Source organism: Limnohabitans radicicola (assembly GCF_014837235.1).
Lineage (GTDB): Bacteria > Pseudomonadota > Gammaproteobacteria > Burkholderiales > Burkholderiaceae_C > Limnohabitans_A > Limnohabitans_A radicicola.
Genome location: NZ_JACYFT010000003.1, coordinates 296,027 through 314,595, shown reverse-complemented (window position 1 = coordinate 314,595; position 18,569 = coordinate 296,027). Strand labels below are relative to the sequence as shown.

14 protein-coding genes are annotated in these 18,569 nt (G+C 63.5%); 8 read left to right on the top strand and 6 right to left on the bottom strand.

The window, feature by feature from the left end; genetic code table 11:
• Nucleotides 1-2 precede the first annotated feature (2 nt).
• Complete coding sequence (locus IC609_RS14115) at nucleotides 3-479, bottom strand: FKBP-type peptidyl-prolyl cis-trans isomerase (RefSeq protein WP_191820155.1); 477 nt, start codon at nucleotides 477-479, stop codon at nucleotides 3-5.
• A 22-nt stretch (nucleotides 480-501) separates the two neighbouring features.
• Nucleotides 502-2,913, bottom strand: coding sequence for a UvrD-helicase domain-containing protein (locus IC609_RS14110; RefSeq protein WP_191820154.1), 2,412 nt, complete (start codon nucleotides 2,911-2,913; stop codon nucleotides 502-504).
• 104 nt (nucleotides 2,914-3,017) lie between these two features.
• Between IC609_RS14110 and IC609_RS14105 the strand changes: the two genes are divergently transcribed.
• From IC609_RS14105 to IC609_RS14085, 5 genes are all read left to right on the top strand, one after another.
• On the top strand, nucleotides 3,018-3,443 hold the full coding sequence (locus IC609_RS14105) for a hypothetical protein (protein WP_191820153.1): 426 nt from the start codon (nucleotides 3,018-3,020) through the stop codon (nucleotides 3,441-3,443).
• Between the two features lie 77 nt (nucleotides 3,444-3,520).
• Nucleotides 3,521-4,624, top strand: a complete 1,104-nt coding sequence (locus tag IC609_RS14100) for an efflux RND transporter periplasmic adaptor subunit (RefSeq protein WP_191820152.1) — start codon at nucleotides 3,521-3,523, stop codon at nucleotides 4,622-4,624.
• A complete protein-coding gene (locus IC609_RS14095) occupies nucleotides 4,621-7,731 on the top strand; it encodes an efflux RND transporter permease subunit (RefSeq protein WP_408611049.1) in 3,111 nt (1,036 codons plus the stop codon). Before IC609_RS14100 ends, IC609_RS14095 begins: the two co-directional genes overlap by 4 nt.
• Nucleotides 7,728-8,981, top strand: a complete 1,254-nt coding sequence (locus IC609_RS14090; protein WP_191820150.1) for a TolC family protein — start codon at nucleotides 7,728-7,730, stop codon at nucleotides 8,979-8,981. The genes IC609_RS14095 and IC609_RS14090 overlap by 4 nt, the downstream gene beginning before the upstream one ends.
• 162 nt (nucleotides 8,982-9,143) lie before the next feature.
• The gene (locus IC609_RS14085; RefSeq protein WP_191820149.1) at nucleotides 9,144-10,121 is read left to right on the top strand and encodes a GMP reductase; all 978 of its coding nucleotides are present in this window, start codon (nucleotides 9,144-9,146) and stop codon (nucleotides 10,119-10,121) included.
• Nucleotides 10,122-10,180: 59 nt separating this feature from the next.
• On the opposite strand, the gene IC609_RS14080 is transcribed toward IC609_RS14085, so the two are convergent.
• Nucleotides 10,181-10,906, bottom strand: coding sequence for a sulfite exporter TauE/SafE family protein (locus IC609_RS14080; RefSeq protein WP_191820148.1), 726 nt, complete (start codon nucleotides 10,904-10,906; stop codon nucleotides 10,181-10,183).
• Nucleotides 10,899-11,828 carry a LysR family transcriptional regulator gene (locus IC609_RS14075; protein WP_191820147.1) on the bottom strand — a complete coding sequence of 310 codons (930 nt, stop codon included), beginning with the start codon at nucleotides 11,826-11,828 and terminating at the stop codon, nucleotides 10,899-10,901. The genes IC609_RS14080 and IC609_RS14075 overlap by 8 nt, the downstream gene beginning before the upstream one ends.
• 103 nt (nucleotides 11,829-11,931) lie before the next feature.
• Here IC609_RS14075 and IC609_RS14070 point away from each other — a divergent pair, with 103 nt between their 5' ends.
• The 3 genes from IC609_RS14070 to IC609_RS14060 all read left to right on the top strand — a co-directional run bounded on the left by IC609_RS14070 (nucleotide 11,932) and on the right by IC609_RS14060 (nucleotide 15,225).
• Nucleotides 11,932-12,909: a Bug family tripartite tricarboxylate transporter substrate binding protein gene (locus IC609_RS14070; RefSeq protein ID WP_191820146.1), complete on the top strand. Its 978-nt coding sequence runs from the start codon at nucleotides 11,932-11,934 to the stop codon at nucleotides 12,907-12,909.
• A 91-nt stretch (nucleotides 12,910-13,000) separates the two neighbouring features.
• Nucleotides 13,001-13,993 carry a Bug family tripartite tricarboxylate transporter substrate binding protein gene (locus IC609_RS14065; protein ID WP_191820145.1) on the top strand — a complete coding sequence of 331 codons (993 nt, stop codon included), beginning with the start codon at nucleotides 13,001-13,003 and terminating at the stop codon, nucleotides 13,991-13,993.
• Between the two features lie 26 nt (nucleotides 13,994-14,019).
• Complete coding sequence (locus IC609_RS14060) at nucleotides 14,020-15,225, top strand: M20 aminoacylase family protein (RefSeq protein ID WP_225224197.1); 1,206 nt, start codon at nucleotides 14,020-14,022, stop codon at nucleotides 15,223-15,225.
• A gap of 70 nt (nucleotides 15,226-15,295) precedes the next feature.
• Here IC609_RS14060 and IC609_RS14055 read toward each other — a convergent pair whose 3' ends face one another.
• Nucleotides 15,296-16,171: an alpha/beta hydrolase gene (locus tag IC609_RS14055; protein ID WP_191820144.1), complete on the bottom strand. Its 876-nt coding sequence runs from the start codon at nucleotides 16,169-16,171 to the stop codon at nucleotides 15,296-15,298.
• A gap of 128 nt (nucleotides 16,172-16,299) precedes the next feature.
• Entirely contained in the window at nucleotides 16,300-18,513 is a 2,214-nt protein-coding gene (locus tag IC609_RS14050; protein WP_191820143.1) for a TonB-dependent receptor plug domain-containing protein, read from the bottom strand.
• Between the last annotated feature and the right edge of the window lie 56 nt (nucleotides 18,514-18,569).

Below are 18,569 nucleotides of genomic sequence, written 5' to 3'. Positions count from 1 at the left end.
GCTCAGTGGTGGTGGCCGTGCGCACCGTGCGCATGGCGGTGCGTGACCTCTTCGGCCGAGGCCGCACGCACTTCCAGCACCTTCAGGCTCAAGCTCAGATTCAGTCCGGCCCAGGGGTGGTTGGCATCCAGAATGACCTGATCGCCCTTGATTTTGACCACATTGAACACCTGCTCGTGCCCATCGGCTGAGCGGCCACGCAGCTGGCCACCCACCTTGACGCCCGGTGGAAAATCTTTTTTCGAGATGGTCTGCACCAAGCTCTCATCGCGCTCGCCAAAGGCGTCGGCGGCCGACAGGTTCAGCGTGGTGGCAAAACCCACTTCCTGGCCTTCCAGCGCTTCTTCGATCTTGGGCAGGGTGTTGTCATAACCCCCGTGCAAGTACGACGTGGGCTCTTGCGCCTTGTCGAGCAACTGGCCCTGCGCGTTCACCACTTTGTAGTGCATGGTGACGACGGTGTCTTTGGCGATTTTCATGGGGCGCTTTCTTCAGAAAAATTCAAACAAGGGTGAGTTTGGCCACGCTCAAGGCGAGCCACTTGATGCCATGGCGCGGGAAGTTCACCTGGGCGCGGGCGTCGGTGCCTGTGCCTTCAACGGCCAGCACTTTGCCTTCGCCGAACTTGGTGTGAAAAACCTGCTTGCCCGCCGTGATGCCGTGCTCGGGCGCGGCTTTTTGTACGGGCACAGGCGGGCTTTTGTAGGTTTCGGTGCTCAGGCTGCTCTGGCCCCAGGCGGGTCGGGCCTGGCGGTTTTGCGCCGGGGTGTTGGTCCAGCCGCCCGCATTCATGCCCGAGCCCACGCCCGTGCCAAACCCTGCGGTTTTGGGCGTGATCCATTTGAGGCAATGCTCGGGCAGTTCGTCAAAAAAGCGGCTTTTGAGGTTGTAGCGGGTCTGGCCATGCAGCATGCGCGTTTGCGAATGGCTGAGGTACAGGCGCTTGCGCGCGCGGGTGATGGCCACGTACATCAGGCGGCGTTCTTCTTCGAGGCCATCGAAATCGTTCATCGCGTTCTCGTGCGGGAACAAGCCCTCTTCGAGCCCCGTGATGAACACCGCATCGAATTCCAGCCCCTTGCTGGCGTGCACGCTCATGAGCTGGATCGCATCTTCACCGGCCTGGGCCTGGTTGTCACCGGCTTCCAGTGCCGCATGGGTCAAAAACGCCGCCAGCGGGCTCATGGTGACGCCGTCTTCCGAGAACTCATCGACAGGCGCATCGGCCGCATCGCCCACCAGCCCCTGGCTGGCCGGGCTTTGTGTCAATCCTAAACTGCCCTGCGGCATGGCCACGGCGCTGCGGCCAAAGCCTTCTTGCGTGACAAAGCTCTCTGCAGCATTGACCAGTTCTTCCAAGTTCTCCACCCGGTCTGCGCCTTCTTTTTCGGCGCGGTAGTGGTTCACCAGCCCGGTCTTGTCGATCACCAGATCAATGATCTCGCGCAGGGTTTTGCCCGCGGTCTGCTCGCGCAACACATCGACCATGGCCACGAACGCGGCCAGATTGGCCCCGGCCTTGCCGGTGGTGGCGCTCACCGCATCGTGCAGCGAACAACCCGCAGCACGGGCCACATCTTGCAATTGCTCGATGCTGCGCGCCCCAATGCCCCGTGGCGGAAAGTTGACCACCCGCAAAAAGCTGGTGTCGTCGTTGGGGTTCTCCATCAGGCGCAGGTAGGCCAGCGCATGCTTGATCTCGGCCCGCTCGAAAAAGCGCAAGCCGCCATACACGCGGTACGGGAACCCTGCGTTGAACAGCGCCGTTTCGAGCACCCGGCTTTGCGCGTTGCTGCGGTACAGCAGCGCGATTTCCTTGCGCTCAAAATCGTCTTGCTTGACCAGCTGGCGCACCTCGTCCACCAGCCACTGGGCCTCGGCAAAGTCGCTCACCGACTCCACCACCCGCACCGGCTCGCCCGCCCCCTGATCGGTGCGCAGGGTTTTGCCCAAGCGGGTCTTGTTGTGGCTGATCAGCTCGTTGGCCGAGTCGAGGATGTTGCTGTAGCTGCGGTAGTTCTGCTCCAGTTTGATCTGGTGCTGCACCTGAAACTCGCGCACGAAGTCGGCCATGTTGCCCACGCGCGCGCCGCGAAAGGCGTAGATGCTCTGGTCGTCATCGCCCACGGCCAAGATGGCACCACCACTGCCCTCGCCGGGCAGACCCACCAGCAGCTTGAGCCAGGCGTATTGGAGCTTGTTGGTGTCCTGAAACTCGTCCACCAGGGTGTGCCTGAAACGGCGGCGGTAATGCTCACGCACATGGGCGTTGTCGCGCAGCAGCTCGTACGAGCGCAGCATCAGCTCGCCAAAATCCACCACGCCTTCGCGCTGGCATTGCTCCTCGTAGAGTTGGTAAATCTCGACCTTGCGGCGGGTCTCGTCGTCGCGCACAGGCACGTCAGCGGCGCGCTGGCCATCTTCCTTGCAGCCGGCAATGAAGTACTGCAGTTGCTTGGGCGGAAAACGGTCTTCGTCCACATTGAACTGCTTGCACAACCGCTTGATGGCCGAGAGCTGGTCCTGCGTGTCCAGGATCTGGAAAGTTTGGGGCAACTGCGCCAACTGCCAATGCGCCCGCAAAAAACGGTTGCACAGGCCGTGGAAGGTGCCGATCCACATGCCACGCACATTCACGGGCAGCATGGCCGACAGGCGCACCACCATCTCCTTGGCCGCCTTGTTGGTGAAGGTCACCGCCAGAATGCCGCCGGGCGTGACCTGCCCGGTCTGCAGCAGCCAGGCGATACGGGTGGTCAGCACCCGGGTCTTGCCCGACCCCGCCCCCGCCAGGATCAGCGCGTGCTCGGCGGGCAGCGTCACCGCCTTGAGCTGCTCCTCGTTGAGCGGGGCTAGCAAGCGGGAAGAAGCCAGAGTGGATGCCGAAGACGGCGCTTCAAAATCAAACGTCATGGAGGGATTGTAAAAAGGACAGCGCCCAGCGGTTCTACATCCCACCGAATACCCGCCAACGCTTAGACACACCCGCGTCACAGGCCGCTTTCTATAATGAAGCTGTGCAATACCCCCATCGTCTTTTTCAGCGGCTGAGCCTGTGCATCGTGGTCCTTCTCATGGGGCTGCTGTCCATTGGGCCGTTTTTGCACAGCCATGTGGGCGCGTCCTTGGTCTCGGGTTTCCACCTGGATGGGGTGCACGGTCTGGCTCAAACCCACGCGGCAAATGCTCATGGCAGCAAAGCACTGCCCAGCTTCAGCGAAGATGAATCGCCAGCGCGGGTTGTGGTCACCAGCTTGCCCAATTCGCAACCGGACAATGTGTTCGTGGGTGACCTCACCGCTGTGCTGGCCGCGGTTTTGCTGGCCAGCTTGGTGTGCCCGCCCCAGCGCACGCGCAGGGCCTGGCCCTCGGCAGCCCCTGCGCGCACCTACCAGGCCGGATGGCCGCCACCGGCCCTGGCGCCGCCCCACCTGAACCCTTGAATTGACGCGGGCCTTGGCGCCTGCCTGGGCTGCTCCATGCGGGCGGCGTGGTGTTTTTCATTTTTCAGGAGTCGGTCATGTCCAGACTGCTCAAAGCTTTTCCGTTTTTCCTCCTCGCGGCCCAGTTGCAGGCTTTTGCACAAGCGCCAGCTGCACCCGCTGCAAGCGCCAAAACACTGGCGCTCAATGCCCAACAGCAAGCCGCCCTGGGCATCCAGCTGGCCGCGCTGCAGCCCGCCATGGGCGGGCTGTGGCTGGCCTCGGCCACGGTCTCTGTGCCGCCGGGCAAAGAGGTCACCGTGACCGCGCCCTACCCCGGCGTGGTCACGCGCATCGATGCCGGTCTGGGTGACACCGTGCAAGCGGGCGCGGCGCTGGCCAGTTGGAGCAGCCCGATGCTGGCCGATGCCCGCCGCCAGAGCCGCGAAGCGCAGCTTGAAGCACAAACCGCACAAGCGGCCCTGCAGCGCGACCAGGCCTTGCTGGCCGAGGGTGTGATCCCGGCAGCGCGCCTGCAACTGAGCCAAAACAAATTCCAGGCCGCCGAGGCCGTGCGTCTGGCGCGCGAAGCCGAGCTGCGGTCGGCAGGCACCGGTGCCCCCAGCGGGGACTACGCCAGCGCCACACTGCGCTCGCCGCTGACCGGTTCGGTGGTGGACGTGGCCGTGTCCGTGGGCCAGCGCGTCGACACGGGCGCGGTGCTGTTCCGGGTGGCCGACACGCGCCAGCTGCAGCTCGATGTGGTGCTGTCGCCCGACAAAGCCGCACAACTCAAAGCCGGGGACACGGTGTCCGTGCCTTCGCGTGCGGCCAAAGCCGTGCTGCTGGGCGTCAGTCGCGGCGTAGACGCCACGCAGCAGGCCAAGGCGCGTGCCCGCGTGACCGTGCCCGGCAGCCTGAAGGCTGGCGAAGTCCTCTCGGTACAGCTGCACCCCTCGCTGGTCAGCCCCAACAGCGCTGCATGGCAGGTACCTGCACGCGCCGTGGTGCTGCAACAAGGCCAGTCGTGGGTGTTTGTCGCCACCGCCAAGGGTTTTGACGCCACCCCGGTGCGGGTGCTGTCGAGCAACGACGACCAATCGGTGATCCAGCCGACCACTCAAACGCCCCTGCAGGCCAGCAGCCGCGTGGCAGTCACGGGCTTGGCCTCGCTGCGCGCACTGCTGCAACAGGGTGAATGACCATGCAAGCCTTGATTCGCCTAGCGCTGCGCTACAAGCAGCTCACCTTGTTGTTGGCAGCGGTCCTGATGTTGGCGGGCCTGCAAGCCTGGCAGCAGCTGCCGATCGACGCCTTCCCTGACATCTCTCCCACGCAGGCCAAGATCATCCTGAAGATCCCGGGCATGACGCCCGAAGAGGTCGAGCTGCGGGTGGTCAAACCCATCGAGCAAGAACTGCTGAGCATCCCACGCAAACGCATGGTGCGTTCGGTGTCAAAATACGGCATCGCCGACATCACGCTCGACTTTGAAGAGGGCGTGGACCTGTACTGGGCGCGCCAGCAGGTCTCCGAACGCCTGAACGGCGTGATGAGCGACTTGCCCGCAGGTGTGAGCGGTGGCCTGGCCCCCATCACCACGCCCTTGAGCGAGATGTACATGTTCACGCTCGAAGGCGAAGGCTTCAGCCTCGCCGACAAGCGCCGTGTGCTGGACTGGACCATCCGCCCCGCGCTGCGCAACGTGCCCGGTGTGGCCGATGTGAATTCGCTGGGTGGTGAAGTCCAGACTTTCGAGGTGGTGCCCCACACGGCCCGCATGGCAGCACTGGGCATTCCCATGGCCGAACTGCGCCAAGCCCTGACCAGCAACAACAGCAACGACGGCGCGGGCCGCATCACGGCGGGTGAAGAATCGCTGGTGGTGCGGGTCGAAGGCGCTGTCAAAACGCTGGACGACCTGCGCGCCATCCGCCTGAGCCCCATGCGGGGCAGCGCCCAGGTGCTGTTGGGCGATGTGGCCACGGTGCGCACAGGTGCCCTGACGCGCTACGGCGGCGTCACCCAGGACGGCCGAGGCGAAGCGGTCGAAGGCTTGGTGCTCGGCTTGCGGGGCGCTAATGCCCGTGAGCTAGTCGATGCGCTGGACCTCGAACTCAAAGACCTGCAAAAACGCCTGCCTGCGGGCATGACGATCAAGACTTTCTACAACCGGGGCGAGCTGGTTTCGCGTGCGGTCAACACCGTGGTCAAGGCCCTGGCAGAAGCCAGCGTGCTGGTCTGCGTGGTGCTGTACGTCTTTCTGGGCGGCCTGCGCGCGGCGTTGGTGGTGGCGGTCTCACTGCCCTTGTCGCTGCTCACCACCTTCTTGCTGATGCGCTGGGCTGGCCTCACGGCCAACCTGATGAGCCTGGGCGGTCTGGCCATCGCGCTGGGCATGCTGGTGGACGCCTCGGTGGTGGTGGTCGAGAACATCGAAGCATCGCTCGCCAGCGGTCAGCACACACCGGGCATCACCCTGACCGAGCGTGTGCTGCACGCGGTGCAACAGGTGGTCAAGCCCGTTGTCGCGGGGGTGCTGATCATCTGCGTGGTGTTTTTACCGCTCTTGACCCTGCAAGACCTTGAAGGCAAGTTGTTCGCGCCCGTGGCGCTGACCATCGTCATGGCTTTGGGCGCGTCGCTGGTGCTGGCGCTCACGGTGACACCTGCACTGGCCTCGATGGCTTTGCGCAGCGAAGGGGGGCACGAGCCGGTGGTGGTGCAAAAAATCCACCAGGGCTATGTGTGGCTGCGCGACACCACCTGGCGGCACACCCGCTGGCTGATGCTGGGCGCCATCGCCTCGCTGGTCTTGGCCGCAGGCCTGTACACCCAGATTGGCAAGACCTTCATGCCCACGCTGGACGAGGGCGACATCCTGGTGCAGCTGCAAAAAGTGCCGTCCATCTCGCTGGAGGCCTCGCTCGAGATCGACACCCGGGTGCAACAGGCCATTTTGGCCAAGGTGCCGGAAGTCCAGTCGATCGTGGCCCGCGTGGGCTCGGACGAGCTGGGCCTGGACCCCATGGGCCTGAACGAGACCGACACCTTCCTCGTGCTCAAACCCAAAAGCGAGTGGCGCGGCAGCAAGGACGACATCATCGACGCGCTGCGCCAAGTGCTCGACGGCTTTCCGGGCCTGGTTTATGCCTTCACTCAGCCCATCGAGATGCGCATCTCGGAAATGCTCACGGGCACGCGGGGTGACGTGGCCATCAAGCTGTTTGGCACGGACCTGAACGCACTGGCTGCGGCGGCGCAAAAGGTGGCCGAGGCGGTCAGGCGCATCGACGGCGCGGCCGAAGTGATCGCCCCCAAGGCCGAAGGCATGCCGTATCTCACCGTCAGCATCCACCGCCACACCGTGGGCGCGGCAGGCCTGAGCGTGGACAGCGTGCAGCAGGCCCTGAAGCACCAACTCGAAGGCGAGACCGTGGGGCAAGTGCTCGAAGGCGGCATCCGCACGCCCGTGACCTTGCGCGGCAACGATGCCGTACGCCACAGCCCCGAGGCCTTCAAGAACCTGCAGCTCAGCGGCCCGGACGGCCGGGTCTGGAGCGCCAGCGCGTTGACCGACATCCAGCAGGTGGTGGGGCCCATCCGCATCGACCACGAGCAAAGCCGACGCCTGACCACCATCCAGGTGTCGGTGCAAGACCGCGACCTGACCGGCTTTGTGGCCGATGCGCAGCGTGCGGTGGTGGCGCTGAATCTGCCCAAGGACATCCAGGTGGTGTGGGGCGGGCAGTTTGAAAACCAGCAACGCGCTGCGGCGCGCTTGGGTGTGGTGATCCCGGCGGCCATGGCCCTGATCTTTTTGATCCTGATGCTGACCTTTGGCTCGGCCGTGCAGGCCGCGATCATTTTCCTGAACATCCCGTTTGCCCTGGTGGGCGGTGTGCTGGCGCTGGCCATCTCGGGCCAGTACCTGTCGGTGCCCGCTTCGGTGGGCTTCATCGCGCTGCTGGGCATTGCGGTGCTCAACGGGGTGGTGATGGTCACGCACTTCAACGAACGCCTGCAAAACGGCGAGGCCATGCACGACGTCGTGCGCCTGGGCGCCGAGCGTCGCCTGCGGCCGGTGCTGATGACCGCCCTCATCACGGCGTTGGGCATGATCCCGCTGCTGTTTGCCACCGGACCGGGCTCAGAGATTCAAAAGCCCCTGGCCATCGTGGTGACGGGTGGGCTGATCAGCGCCACCTTGCTGACTTTGTTGCTGCTGCCCAAGTTCTTTGAACACGCAGGCGCGGCAGCCAGCTTTGGCGAGCTGTGGACGCAATGGAAAACACGGAGGTCGTCATGACCCATTTCAAACCCCTCTGGCTGGGCCTGTGCTGTGCGCTGGGTCTGAACCTGGCCCAGGCACAAGCGCCTGAAGCGGTGCAAGCCTTCTTGCCGCCCGCTGCGGTGGTGCAGCAAGCGCTGTTGGCCAGCCCCGCCCTGCAAGCGGCGCTGTCGCAAAAGTCGGCGCAGATGCACCGGGCGCAGATGACGGCTTCGGGCAACGCCGAATTCACGGTGCGCATGAACCAGCAAAGCCGGCGCGTGCAGCAGCCGCAAGACCGGTTTGCCGAGACCAGCCTCAGCCTGGAGCGACCGCTGCGCTGGTGGGGCAAGGGCCAGCTCGACGCCGACCTGGCCGAGAAAAGCCGCGAGGTGGCGCGCATCGCTTACGCCGATGCCCTGCACGAAGCCAGCCGGGGCCTGATGCAGCATTGGTTCAGCCTGCGCAAGGCGCAGGTGGACCGCGACAGCGCCGCCGCCAGCCTGGGCCTGGCCCAAGCGCTGGTGCGCCAGGCCCAGGCCCGGCTCAAGCAAGGCGATATTTCTCAACTGGACGCCGATCTGGCCCAAGCCGAGCTGCAGCGCTGCCAGGCGGCGCTGCAAGCGGCGCAGTCACAACATGCGGCGGTGCAGATCACGCTCACCCGCCTGTACCCAGGCTTGCCGCTGGAGCTACTGCCACCCGACTGGCAGGGTTTGCCCGATTTGCCGCCCATGGCCGCTTTGCAGCAAACCTTTCTGGAGAACCACCACGAACTCAAGCTCTGGCGCGCCGAAGCCGCCCGCATGCGCGTGCTGGCCGAGCGCATCGACAAGGACAAGTGGCCCGACCCCACCCTGGGCGTGTACACCCAGCGCGAACGCCAGGGTACTGAGCAACTCGTGGGCCTGTCCTTGAGCATGCCGCTGGCGGGACAAGCCCGCCAAAGCCATGCCCTGGCGGCCCTTGCCGAGTCGCAAAACGCGCAGGACAAGGTGCGCCAACTGCAGGCCCAATTGGGTACCGATTTCGAGGCCCGCTGGACACAGCTGCAACACCACAAAATGGCCGCCCAGCACTTGCAAACAGCCGCCCGCCTGCAGGGCCAGGCCGCCGACAAGTCGCTCAAGGCCTATGCGGTGGGCGAACACACCATGACCGAGCTGCTGCAGAACCGACGCCTGGCCAATGAGCAGCGCCGCGAAAGCGAGCGCCAGCACTGGGAAGTGGTCGAACGTCAGGCCCTGCTCACACTGGATTTGCACCAGATCTGGGACTTTGACGATTGAGTCAGGGAATGCGGGTAGAATCAGTCACCGGGCCCAAGATTCTTGCGCCCGGTTTTTTTTGCCCTGAACCTGCAACGGGTTCACCCCAGGGGCCAGAAAACCGGCCAGGCCAAGCGCTCACTCGTTCTTTCAACGAATCCTTTTTTGGAGCTTGGTTTTCTCATGGAAATTTTTGACTACGACAACATCCTGTTGCTGCCACGCAAATGCCGCGTGGAAAGCCGTTCCGAGTGTGACGCCAGCGTCACATTGGGCAACCGCAAGTTCCGCCTGCCGGTGGTGCCCGCCAACATGAAAACGGTGATCGACGAAAAGATCTGCCTGTGGATGGCGCAAAACGATTACTTCTACGTGATGCACCGTTTTGACCTGGACAATGTGCAGTTCGTGCGCGACATGCACGCCAAGGGTGTGTTCGCCTCCATCTCGCTGGGCGTCAAGGCCCCTGACCGCGCCACCGTGGACGAGCTGGCTGCGGCTGGCCTGGTGCCCGAGTACATCACCATCGACATTGCCCACGGCCATGCCGACAGCGTGCGCGACATGATCGGCTACATCAAAGCCAAACTGCCTACGAGCTTCATCATCGCGGGCAACGTGGCCACGCCCGAAGCCGTGATCGACCTCGAAAACTGGGGCGCTGACGCGACCAAGGTGGGTGTGGGCCCGGGCAAGGTCTGCATCACCAAGCTCAAGACCGGTTTTGGCACGGGTGGCTGGCAGTTGTCGGCCCTCAAGTGGTGTGCCCGCGTGGCGACCAAGCCGATCATTGCCGACGGCGGCATCCGCAGCCATGGCGACATCGCCAAGAGCATCCGCTTTGGCGCGAGCATGGTCATGATCGGCTCGCTCTTTGCAGGCCACGAAGAGTCGCCCGGCAAGACCGTTGAGGTCAACGGCGAGCTGTTCAAGGAGTACTACGGCTCGGCGTCCGACTTCAACAAGGGCGAGTACAAGCACGTCGAAGGCAAGCGCATTCTGGAGCCCGTCAAGGGCAAGCTGGCCAACACCCTGATCGAGATGGAGCAGGACGTGCAAAGCTCGATCAGCTACGCCGGTGGCACCAAGCTGATGGACATCCGCAAGGTGAACTACGTGATCCTGGGCGGTGACAACGCAGGCGAACACCTGTTGATGTAAACCGCTTCGGCACCTGCCGCAAGCCTGCGAACCGGTGACGGATCGCAGGCTTTTTCATTTCAGCCCAGCGCCTTCGCGACAAGCACGCTGCCACTGACCACCAGCAGCGCGCAAATGGTCTGCCGCAGACGTGCCACAGGCACGCGGTGCGCCAGGCGATGGCCCAGCCAGACCCCGGCCAACGCAGGCGCGATCAACACCCACCAACGCTGCCACAGCAGCGGCTGGGACAAGCGACCGTCCCAGGCCATGCCGCCCAGCACGGTGAGCACAGCCACAGCCATCACCATCGGGATGGTGGCGCGCACCTGGTGCGCATCGGGCAGGCGACGGGTCAACCAGGCCACCACCACCGGGCCTGCGGTGCCAAACAGCATCTCGACCACACCGATGCCGCTGCCGTAGACCAGCCCCCAGCGTTCGTTCAGCGCTGGCTGTGTCTGCGCCGAGCGCAGGGCACGCGCGCCGACGGCCGCCACGTACACCCCCAGCGCCAGCAGGGGCCAGCGGCTGCTCAGGTGGTGGGTGAGCCAGAGCCCCGCCAGCGTGCCCAGCACCAGACCCGGCAAGAGTTTGCGCAATTCGGTCCACTGCACCTGACGCCAGTTCAGGCCGCTGTGCATCAAGGACGCGGGCAGGTCCAGCACCAGCACCAGGGTCACCACCTCGGGCAAGGGCCATTGCCAGGCCAGCAAGGGCACGATGACCAGCGCCGAGCCAAAACCGGTGAGGCCCAGCACGGTGTAGCCCAGCAAAACCGCCAACAACGAAGACCACTCAGGCATGTGCTGCCTCCTCTTTTTCCGGGGCCAGCTGCCGGGTGACGAACGCCCGGAATTCGGCCATCACGGGCAGTTCGGTGCGCCCGGCCAGTGTCACCATGCCGAGCCTGGCACCGGCATCAAGGGAGGGCGTCACCCGCAAGGCCACCAATTCACCCCGGGCCAGATCACGCCGTGCGGCCCCCAGGATGCCGAGGTAGATGGCGTCGGTCTGGCGCACCGTGTCGATCAGGCTGGCGATCTCCTCGCACTGCAAGGTGGTCATGCGGGCAGGATTGGCGGCAGCGCCGTACCTGGCCACCAGCATGCGGGCCACCTCGTCGGACAGGGGCGTGGAAGCGACCGGGTAGTCGAGCAAAGCCTTGAAGGGCACAGCCCCGGGGAAGCGGGACAACAGCGGATGCCCCGCACGGCACACCATGCCGGCCGGGACGTCGTACACAGGCCCGATCAGCAGATCGTCGGCGGGCACCACACGGCGCACGTCCACCACCAGCGCATCGAGTTGCCGGTCACGCAGCTGCTGCAGTTGCAGCTCGGCCGGGCCACGGGTCACCGCCACCTGCACGGTCGGGTAATGCCGCCCCATGTGCACCAGCCACGGCGTCATCAGCATCGCCCCCGGCCCCGAGCCCAGCCCGATGCGCAGGGTGCCCATGCCGCCTTTTTGCAACACGGCGGCTCCCTGTTTGAGTTCGGCCGCCTCATGCACCACGCGCCTGGCCCGCTCCAGCACCGAACGCCCCAAGGGGGTGAGTTCGTTCTTCTTGCCGATGCGATCGACCAAAGGCCCACCCAGCTCGTCCTCGAGTGACTGGATGCTGCGGCTCAGCGCCGACTGGGTGATGTGCAGTTTTTCGGCGGCACGGCTGAAGGAGCCGGTTTCGGCCAATGCCAGCCAATGTTCGAGGTGCCGGAGGTTCATTCATGCATTTTATGAATGAATTTCAGGAAAATAAGTCATTGGACACATGGATTTCATATTTTTACGATCCGAACCTGAATTCCAGCCCCTCCCAGGAGATCCCATGAACCTCATGAAACTATTTGGCAGCCTTCTCATGGCCGCTTGCGCTGCCGGCCCCAGCTGGGCGCAAAACTACCCCACCAAGCCCATCAGCCTGATCGTGCCCTACCCCGCCGGTGGCCCTTCGGACTTTTTCGCACGCAAAGTCCAGCCCGATGCCGCCGCCAAACTGGGGCAACCCATGATCATCGAGAACATCGGTGGTGCGGGTGGTGCGATCGGCATGGGCAAACTGGTCCATGCCCCCGCCGACGGCTACACCCTGAGCGCAGGCAGCCCCATGGAGCTGGTGCTGGCGCCCTTGGCCATCCAGGGAGTGAAGTACAAGTCCGAAGACTTCAAGCTGGTGGCCCAGTTCACCACCACCAACACGGTCCTGACGGTGCGCAACTCACTCAACATCAAGACCGTGGACGAATTGCTGGCCTATGCCCGCAAGCACCCCGAAAAACCCCTGACCTACGGCAGCGTCGGCCCCGGTTCGCTGTACCACCTGATCGGCGAGAAGTTCTCGCAGGTGACCCAGCTGCAGATGCTGCATGTGCCCTACAAGGGCATCGCCCCGCTGATCACCGACCTGATGGGTGGGCAGATCGACATGACTTTCCTGCCCCTGGGCGGCTCGATCCCGCAGACCATCGTGGACGGCAAGATCCAGGGCCTGGCCGTCACCGCCAAGAAACCGCACGCCCTGTTCAAGCAATTCCCGCCCATGGCGGCCATGAAGGGCCTCGAAGCCATGGACTTTGACATCTGGTCCGGCATCCAGGTCCACAAGAACACGCCAGACCATGTGGTCAACGCCCTGAACAAGGCCTTCTATACGGCCGTGCAAGCCCCGGAGACCCGCAAAGCCTTCGAGAGCAATGGCAACGTGGTGTTGGCTTCGCGCACCCCGGCCGAACTGGCCCGCATCTACAAGGGCGAGATCGAGCGCTATCGGGCCATCGCCAAGTCCATCAACCTCGAACCCCAGTGAGCTCTACGCAGGCGACTGCATCCCGGTCAGGCAGCGTCTAACATGCTTCCTGGCTGAAATTTTTGACAACAATTTCAACGGAGACAACAACATGAACACGACTTCCCTGCTTCGCCGCCTGCTGCTGGCCTCGGTGGCGACACTGGGTCTGGGCATCGCCCAGGCCCAGAACTTTCCTGCCAAGCCCGTCTCACTCATGGTGCCTTACCCGGCCGGTGGCCTGTCGGATGTGATCGCCCGCATGGTGAACGTGCCCCTGGGCAAGCAACTGCACCAGCCCGTGATCGTCGAAAACGTCGGAGGTGTCAGCGGTGCCATTGCTGCGCAAAAAGTGCTGAGTGCCCCCAGCGATGGTTACTACCTGTTCCAGGGCTCGCCCAACGAACTGATCCTGTCCCCATTGGCCAACGCTGCCGTCAAATTCAAAAGCGAAGACTTCCGCCTGGTGCAGATCGTGGGTGCAGCGCAAATCGGTTTTCTGGCGCGCAAGGACATCCCGGCCAACACTGTGGACGAGTTCCTGGACTACGCCCGCAAGATGGCCAAGGAAGGCAAACCTGTGACCTACGCCTCAGTGGGGCCAGGCTCGTTCTACCACCTGCTGGGAGAACACCTGTCCAAGGTCACCGGCATTGAAATGACGCACGTGCCATACAAAGGTGGCGCACCTGCGAACCAGGACCTGATTGGGGGGCAGGTGGACATCTATCTGGCCCCCTTCGGCAAGAACTACGTTGACCTGCAAAAAGAAGGCCGGATCAAGGTCTTGGCCATGCTCAACAAAGAGCGACTGGAGAGCGTGAAGCAATACCCCGCCATCACCGAGAGCAAGCAACTCAAGAACTTTGACTTCAACATCTGGACCGGCTACTTCGTCAAGAAAGACACCCCCGAAGCCGTTGTGCAAACGCTGCACAAGGCACTGACCGAAACCCTGAACGACGCAGGCGTGCGATCCGGTCTGGAAACCAACAGCCTGCTGATCGCCAAGCCCTTGCCACTGGCCGAACTGAGCAAGGTCTACAGCGAGGGTACAGCCCAGTTCCGCGGCATCGCCAAATCGATTAATCTGCAACCTCAGTAACCCACCCTCTCCAAAGAGGTCTATCCATGAACGCACCCAGCGAAGCTTTTTTGCACGACAAACTGCAGGCCCTGCAAGCGCAGGCCGATGAGTTCATCGCGGTACGCCGCGACATCCACAAGCACCCGGAGATGGGCTACAAGGAATACCGCACCAGCGACCTGGTGGCCGAGCAGCTCGAGAAATGGGGCTATGCGGTCACCCGTGGCCTGGGCGGTACGGGCGTGGTCGGGCAGCTCAAGCGCGGCACAGGCGGCAAGGCCCTTGGCTTGCGCGCCGACATGGACGCTCTGCCCATCGACGAGGCCACTGGCTTGCCTTACGCCAGCTGCAACACCGGGATCATGCACGCCTGCGGTCACGATGGCCACACCGCCATGCTGCTGGCTGCGGCCAAGCACATCGCGCAAAAGGCCACGTTCTCGGGTACCGTCAACCTGATCTTCCAGCCCGCCGAGGAAGGCCTGGGCGGCGCCAAGAAGATGATGGAAGACGGCCTGTTCAAGCAGTTCCCTTGCGACGCGATTTTTGGCATGCACAACATGCCAGGTCACCCACAAGGGCATCTGGTGATGCGCGACGGCGCGGCCATGGCGTCGTCTGACAACGTGACCATCACCGTCGAAGGCACTGGCGGCCATGGTGCGGTGCCCCACCGCTCGGCCGATCCGGTGGTGGCGGCTTCGGCCATCGTCATGGGCCTGCAAAGCATCGTGGCGCGCAATGTGGACCCCCAAGAGATGGCGGTCATCACCGTGGGCGCGTTCAATGCGGGGGTGGCCAACAACGTGATCCCGCAATCGGCCACCTTGCGACTGAGCGTGCGTGCCTTGAACCGCGAGGTGCGTGAACTGCTCGAAAAACGCATCACCGATCTGGCCCATGCCCAAGCCCAAAGCTACGGCGTGCGGGCCCACATCGACTACAAGCGCGGCTATCCGGTGCTGGTCAACCACATGGCCGAGACCGATTTTGTGCAGCAAGTCGCCGAGGAGCTGGTGGGCAAAGACCGCGTGGTGCGCAACCCCCGCGCCTTGACCGGCAGCGAAGACTTCGCCTTCATGCTCGAAGAAGTGCCCGGCTGCTACCTCCTGATCGGCAACGGCGACGGATCGGGTGATGGCCACGGCGCGTGCATGGTGCATAACCCGGGCTACGACTTCAACGACGACAACGTGGCTGTGGGTTCGGCGTTCTGGTCGCTGCTGGTGGAGCGCTTTTTACCTGCCTGAGCCTTGGGCTCTTGAACAGAAAAAAGGCAAGCCGTGGCTTGCCTTTTTTGTTTCCTGCCGGTGCCGAGCCTCAGGCCGATTTCTGCTGGATCAGCTGGTGCGTGAGCGCATGCAAGCGGCTACCCACCCGTGTGAGTTCAGTGACGATGCTGAAGTGATTAAGCCCAGGCAAGTCCTCACACACCGGCACGGTCTTGGGCCCCCAGGCTTGGTGGATCAGGCGGTTGTGCCGCAAAAACTCCGGGCTCTCGTCACCCCCGGCCACGGTGTACAGCACCCCATGGCGCGGGCGCGGCCATTTGGCCGGGCTGGCCAGACGCACTTGCGCGGGCGTGATGCGCAAATCGGCCTGAACAAAAGGCGTCTTGCGCACCGGCTCCAAGTCATACAGACCAGAGATGGACATCGCCTTGGTGACCAGTTTCGCAGGCAAGTCCGAACCCACGTCTTTCCAGTCGCAAGCGAGCAGCATGGCCGCCAGGTGGCCGCCTGCCGAGTGGCCGATCACGGTGATGTTGTGGCGGTCACCTCCATGCAGGCCGATGTGGCGCCACACCCAGGCCAAGGCGTGGGTCATCTGCAAGGCGATGTCGGGGATGGTCACGGGCACTTCAGGGGTGCCTGGGCACAGTGCGTAGTTGACGGCCACCACGCAGGCCCCCATGTCGCGCAAGGCTGGGGCCACAAACGAGTGATCAGCCTTGTCCAGACTGCGCCAGTAGCCGCCATGGATGAACACCACCACCGGGGCGCCGGGCCGGGCTGCCGGGAAGATGTCCAGCGTTTCTTTGGGGCCGGGGCCGTAGCGCACATCCAGCTGGCAAGGCAGCGTTTTTCTGGCTTGTTCGGAGGCGCTAGCCCAGTGCGCAAAGTGATCGGCAAAGTCCGGCACCAAAGCGCGGTTGTTGTACATGCGGTCGTGCCAGGCACCATCTTTGATCGGCATCGGGGGTCTCCTTGAAGGGTTTAACCACCATCTTGGCACAAGCGCTCAGGTGAGCGCTGCCAAACCCGGGACAAGGGTGTTGCCGCGTCAGCACCCCAGGGGGGCGCACGCAGCCGCCCACTCAGCGGTCAGATTTTCATCTCCAGCCGCAACTGGACGTTGCGCCAGTTGTGGGCCGTGGTGGTGGCCGACTCGTACTGGCTGCCATTGCGGAAGGTTGATCCGGTGATGTAGTCCAGGGGCGTCAGGTTGCTGACCGTCAGGCGTAAACCGGTTGACGGCGAAATTTTCCACAGACCATACACATCCACCACGCGCTTGGTGCCTTGGTACACCCATTGCTGTTCGGTGCGGCGGGTGTCGTAGGCCGGGTTCCAGTTGACATTGCCCCCCAGCGTCAAAGGCCAACTGCGCAGACGGTAGTCACCCCCTAAATTGGCGGTCATGCCCGGCTGCTGGTCGAGCCGGTTGTTGGGGCCAGGTACATCCTGCACGCGTGAATGGAAAAAGCTGGCATTGGCCCGCACATCCACTGGCAAGGCCCCTGCAAACCACTGGTCCAAGCGGAATTTGGCCTCCAACTCCAAGCCCTGCGTGACGGCATCGCCCACATTGGTGGGCAATGAAATGTAACGACCGGTGCTGGTGTTGTAGCTGGTGGTGTAGCGGATCAGGTTGCTGATGTTGCGGCGGAACACGTTCGCGCTGAGCAAACCGCCCTGGTCCAGGTAGCGTTCAAACGCCACGTCCACACCCGTGGCCAACTCGGGCTTGAGGTCCGGGTTGCCCGTGCGGTCGGCCTGGGTCCAGCTGTTCTCGCCCAGCGAAGGCACATAACGCGCCACCAGCTGGTAAAGCGTGGGTGACTTGTAGCTGCGCGTGAGGCTCATGCGGATCTGGTCGCGCTTTTGTGGATCGGGCTTGTAGACCGCATGCAGCAGCGGCGTCCAGACCGCGCTGTCGTTGCGTTTGAGCACGCCGTTGACCGTGCCCTCGGTCAGCAGGTTTTCATAGCGCAAGCCGCCATAGGCCGACCACTGAGGGTTGATCTTGAATTCGTCCTGGGTGTAAATCGCCCAGCGGCGCGTGCTGGCGGTGAGGTTGCCACCATCCTCGGCCAATGCTGCATTGCCTTGCTCGTCACGTTTGACCGTCTCCAGCTCCAGCCCGCTCACGATCTGGTGACCGTTGTCGAGCGCACGGGTCCATTTCCCATTCAGGCTGTAACTGTTGTCCACGAAGTTCTGGGTCTCGAAACCGTTGCGCAGCAAAGGCTGACCACTGCCCGTGGTCACACCCGCTGCACCGGTCTGGTCCAGACGGTAGTCGTAAGTGGTTTTGCCTGCGCCAAAGCGCACTTCCAGCCGGTCATCGGCCGACAATCGCTCGTTCCATTGCCCATTGAGCCGTGCCATGGTGAAGCGGTTGCCGCTCTGTATTTGCGCGGTATCGGACAGCGCCGCACCTTCTGTGGTGCGCACCGCGAGCTGGCCGCGGTTGTCAAATTCGGAATACACCACGAAGGGGGTCAGCACCAGGCTGCGGCCTTGCTCACCCTTCCACTGCAATCGCGCATTCGCATTCATGGCCTTGCGGTGGCCCACGCTGCTGAACTCCCGTATCCGATCGGTGATCAGCGAGGACTCGGTGACTGTGCTGCTTTCCTCGTGCCGGTAGTTGTCCATCGCAGACAGGGTGAATGTGCCGCTGATGGGTTCTGTCTTGAGGTTGTGGACCCAGTTGACCTGGCTCGACACCTCACCATGCTCCGTGCTGCGTGTGAGCTTGAGGTCATCGGGCGAAGCCTTTTGGCCCTCACGCAGCACGATGTTGATCGTGCCTGCAATGGCTCGTGCGCCCGTCTCGGCGGTGGGGGCACGCATGATCTCGATTTTTTCAACCTGCTCGGGCGTGAGCTGGTCCACCGAGAAGCCCGGGGGCATCCGTTCACCATCGATCAGGATCTGGGTGTAGCCATTGCCCAGCCCCCGCATGCGGATGGCCCCTCCACGCCCAGGCGCGCCCCCAATGGTGACGCCCGGCAAGCGCTTGAGCACCTCGCCCAGGGTCGCATCGCCCTGTTTTTCGATGTCTTCGCGGCCAATCACGATCTTGGCGGCCGTCGACTCGCGACGGGCTTCGGTGTCGTTGTCGCGGTTGCTGCGGATCTCGACCCGCCCCATGTCCGTGACCTTGGCAGGCGCAGTTTGCGCCAGAACACCCCACACGGGGCTGATCAAGCCGATGGCCAGGAGGCCGCGCGTCAGGGCAGGCAAGGGAAAAACAGGCGTCGTCAATTCGAAGGAATTGGCACCGGAAACGGAGGAGAGGTTTTCACGCATCCCCCAATTTTGACAGTGTCAGGTCACGCCCGTTTGAAGCAGGCGTAAAGACAAGG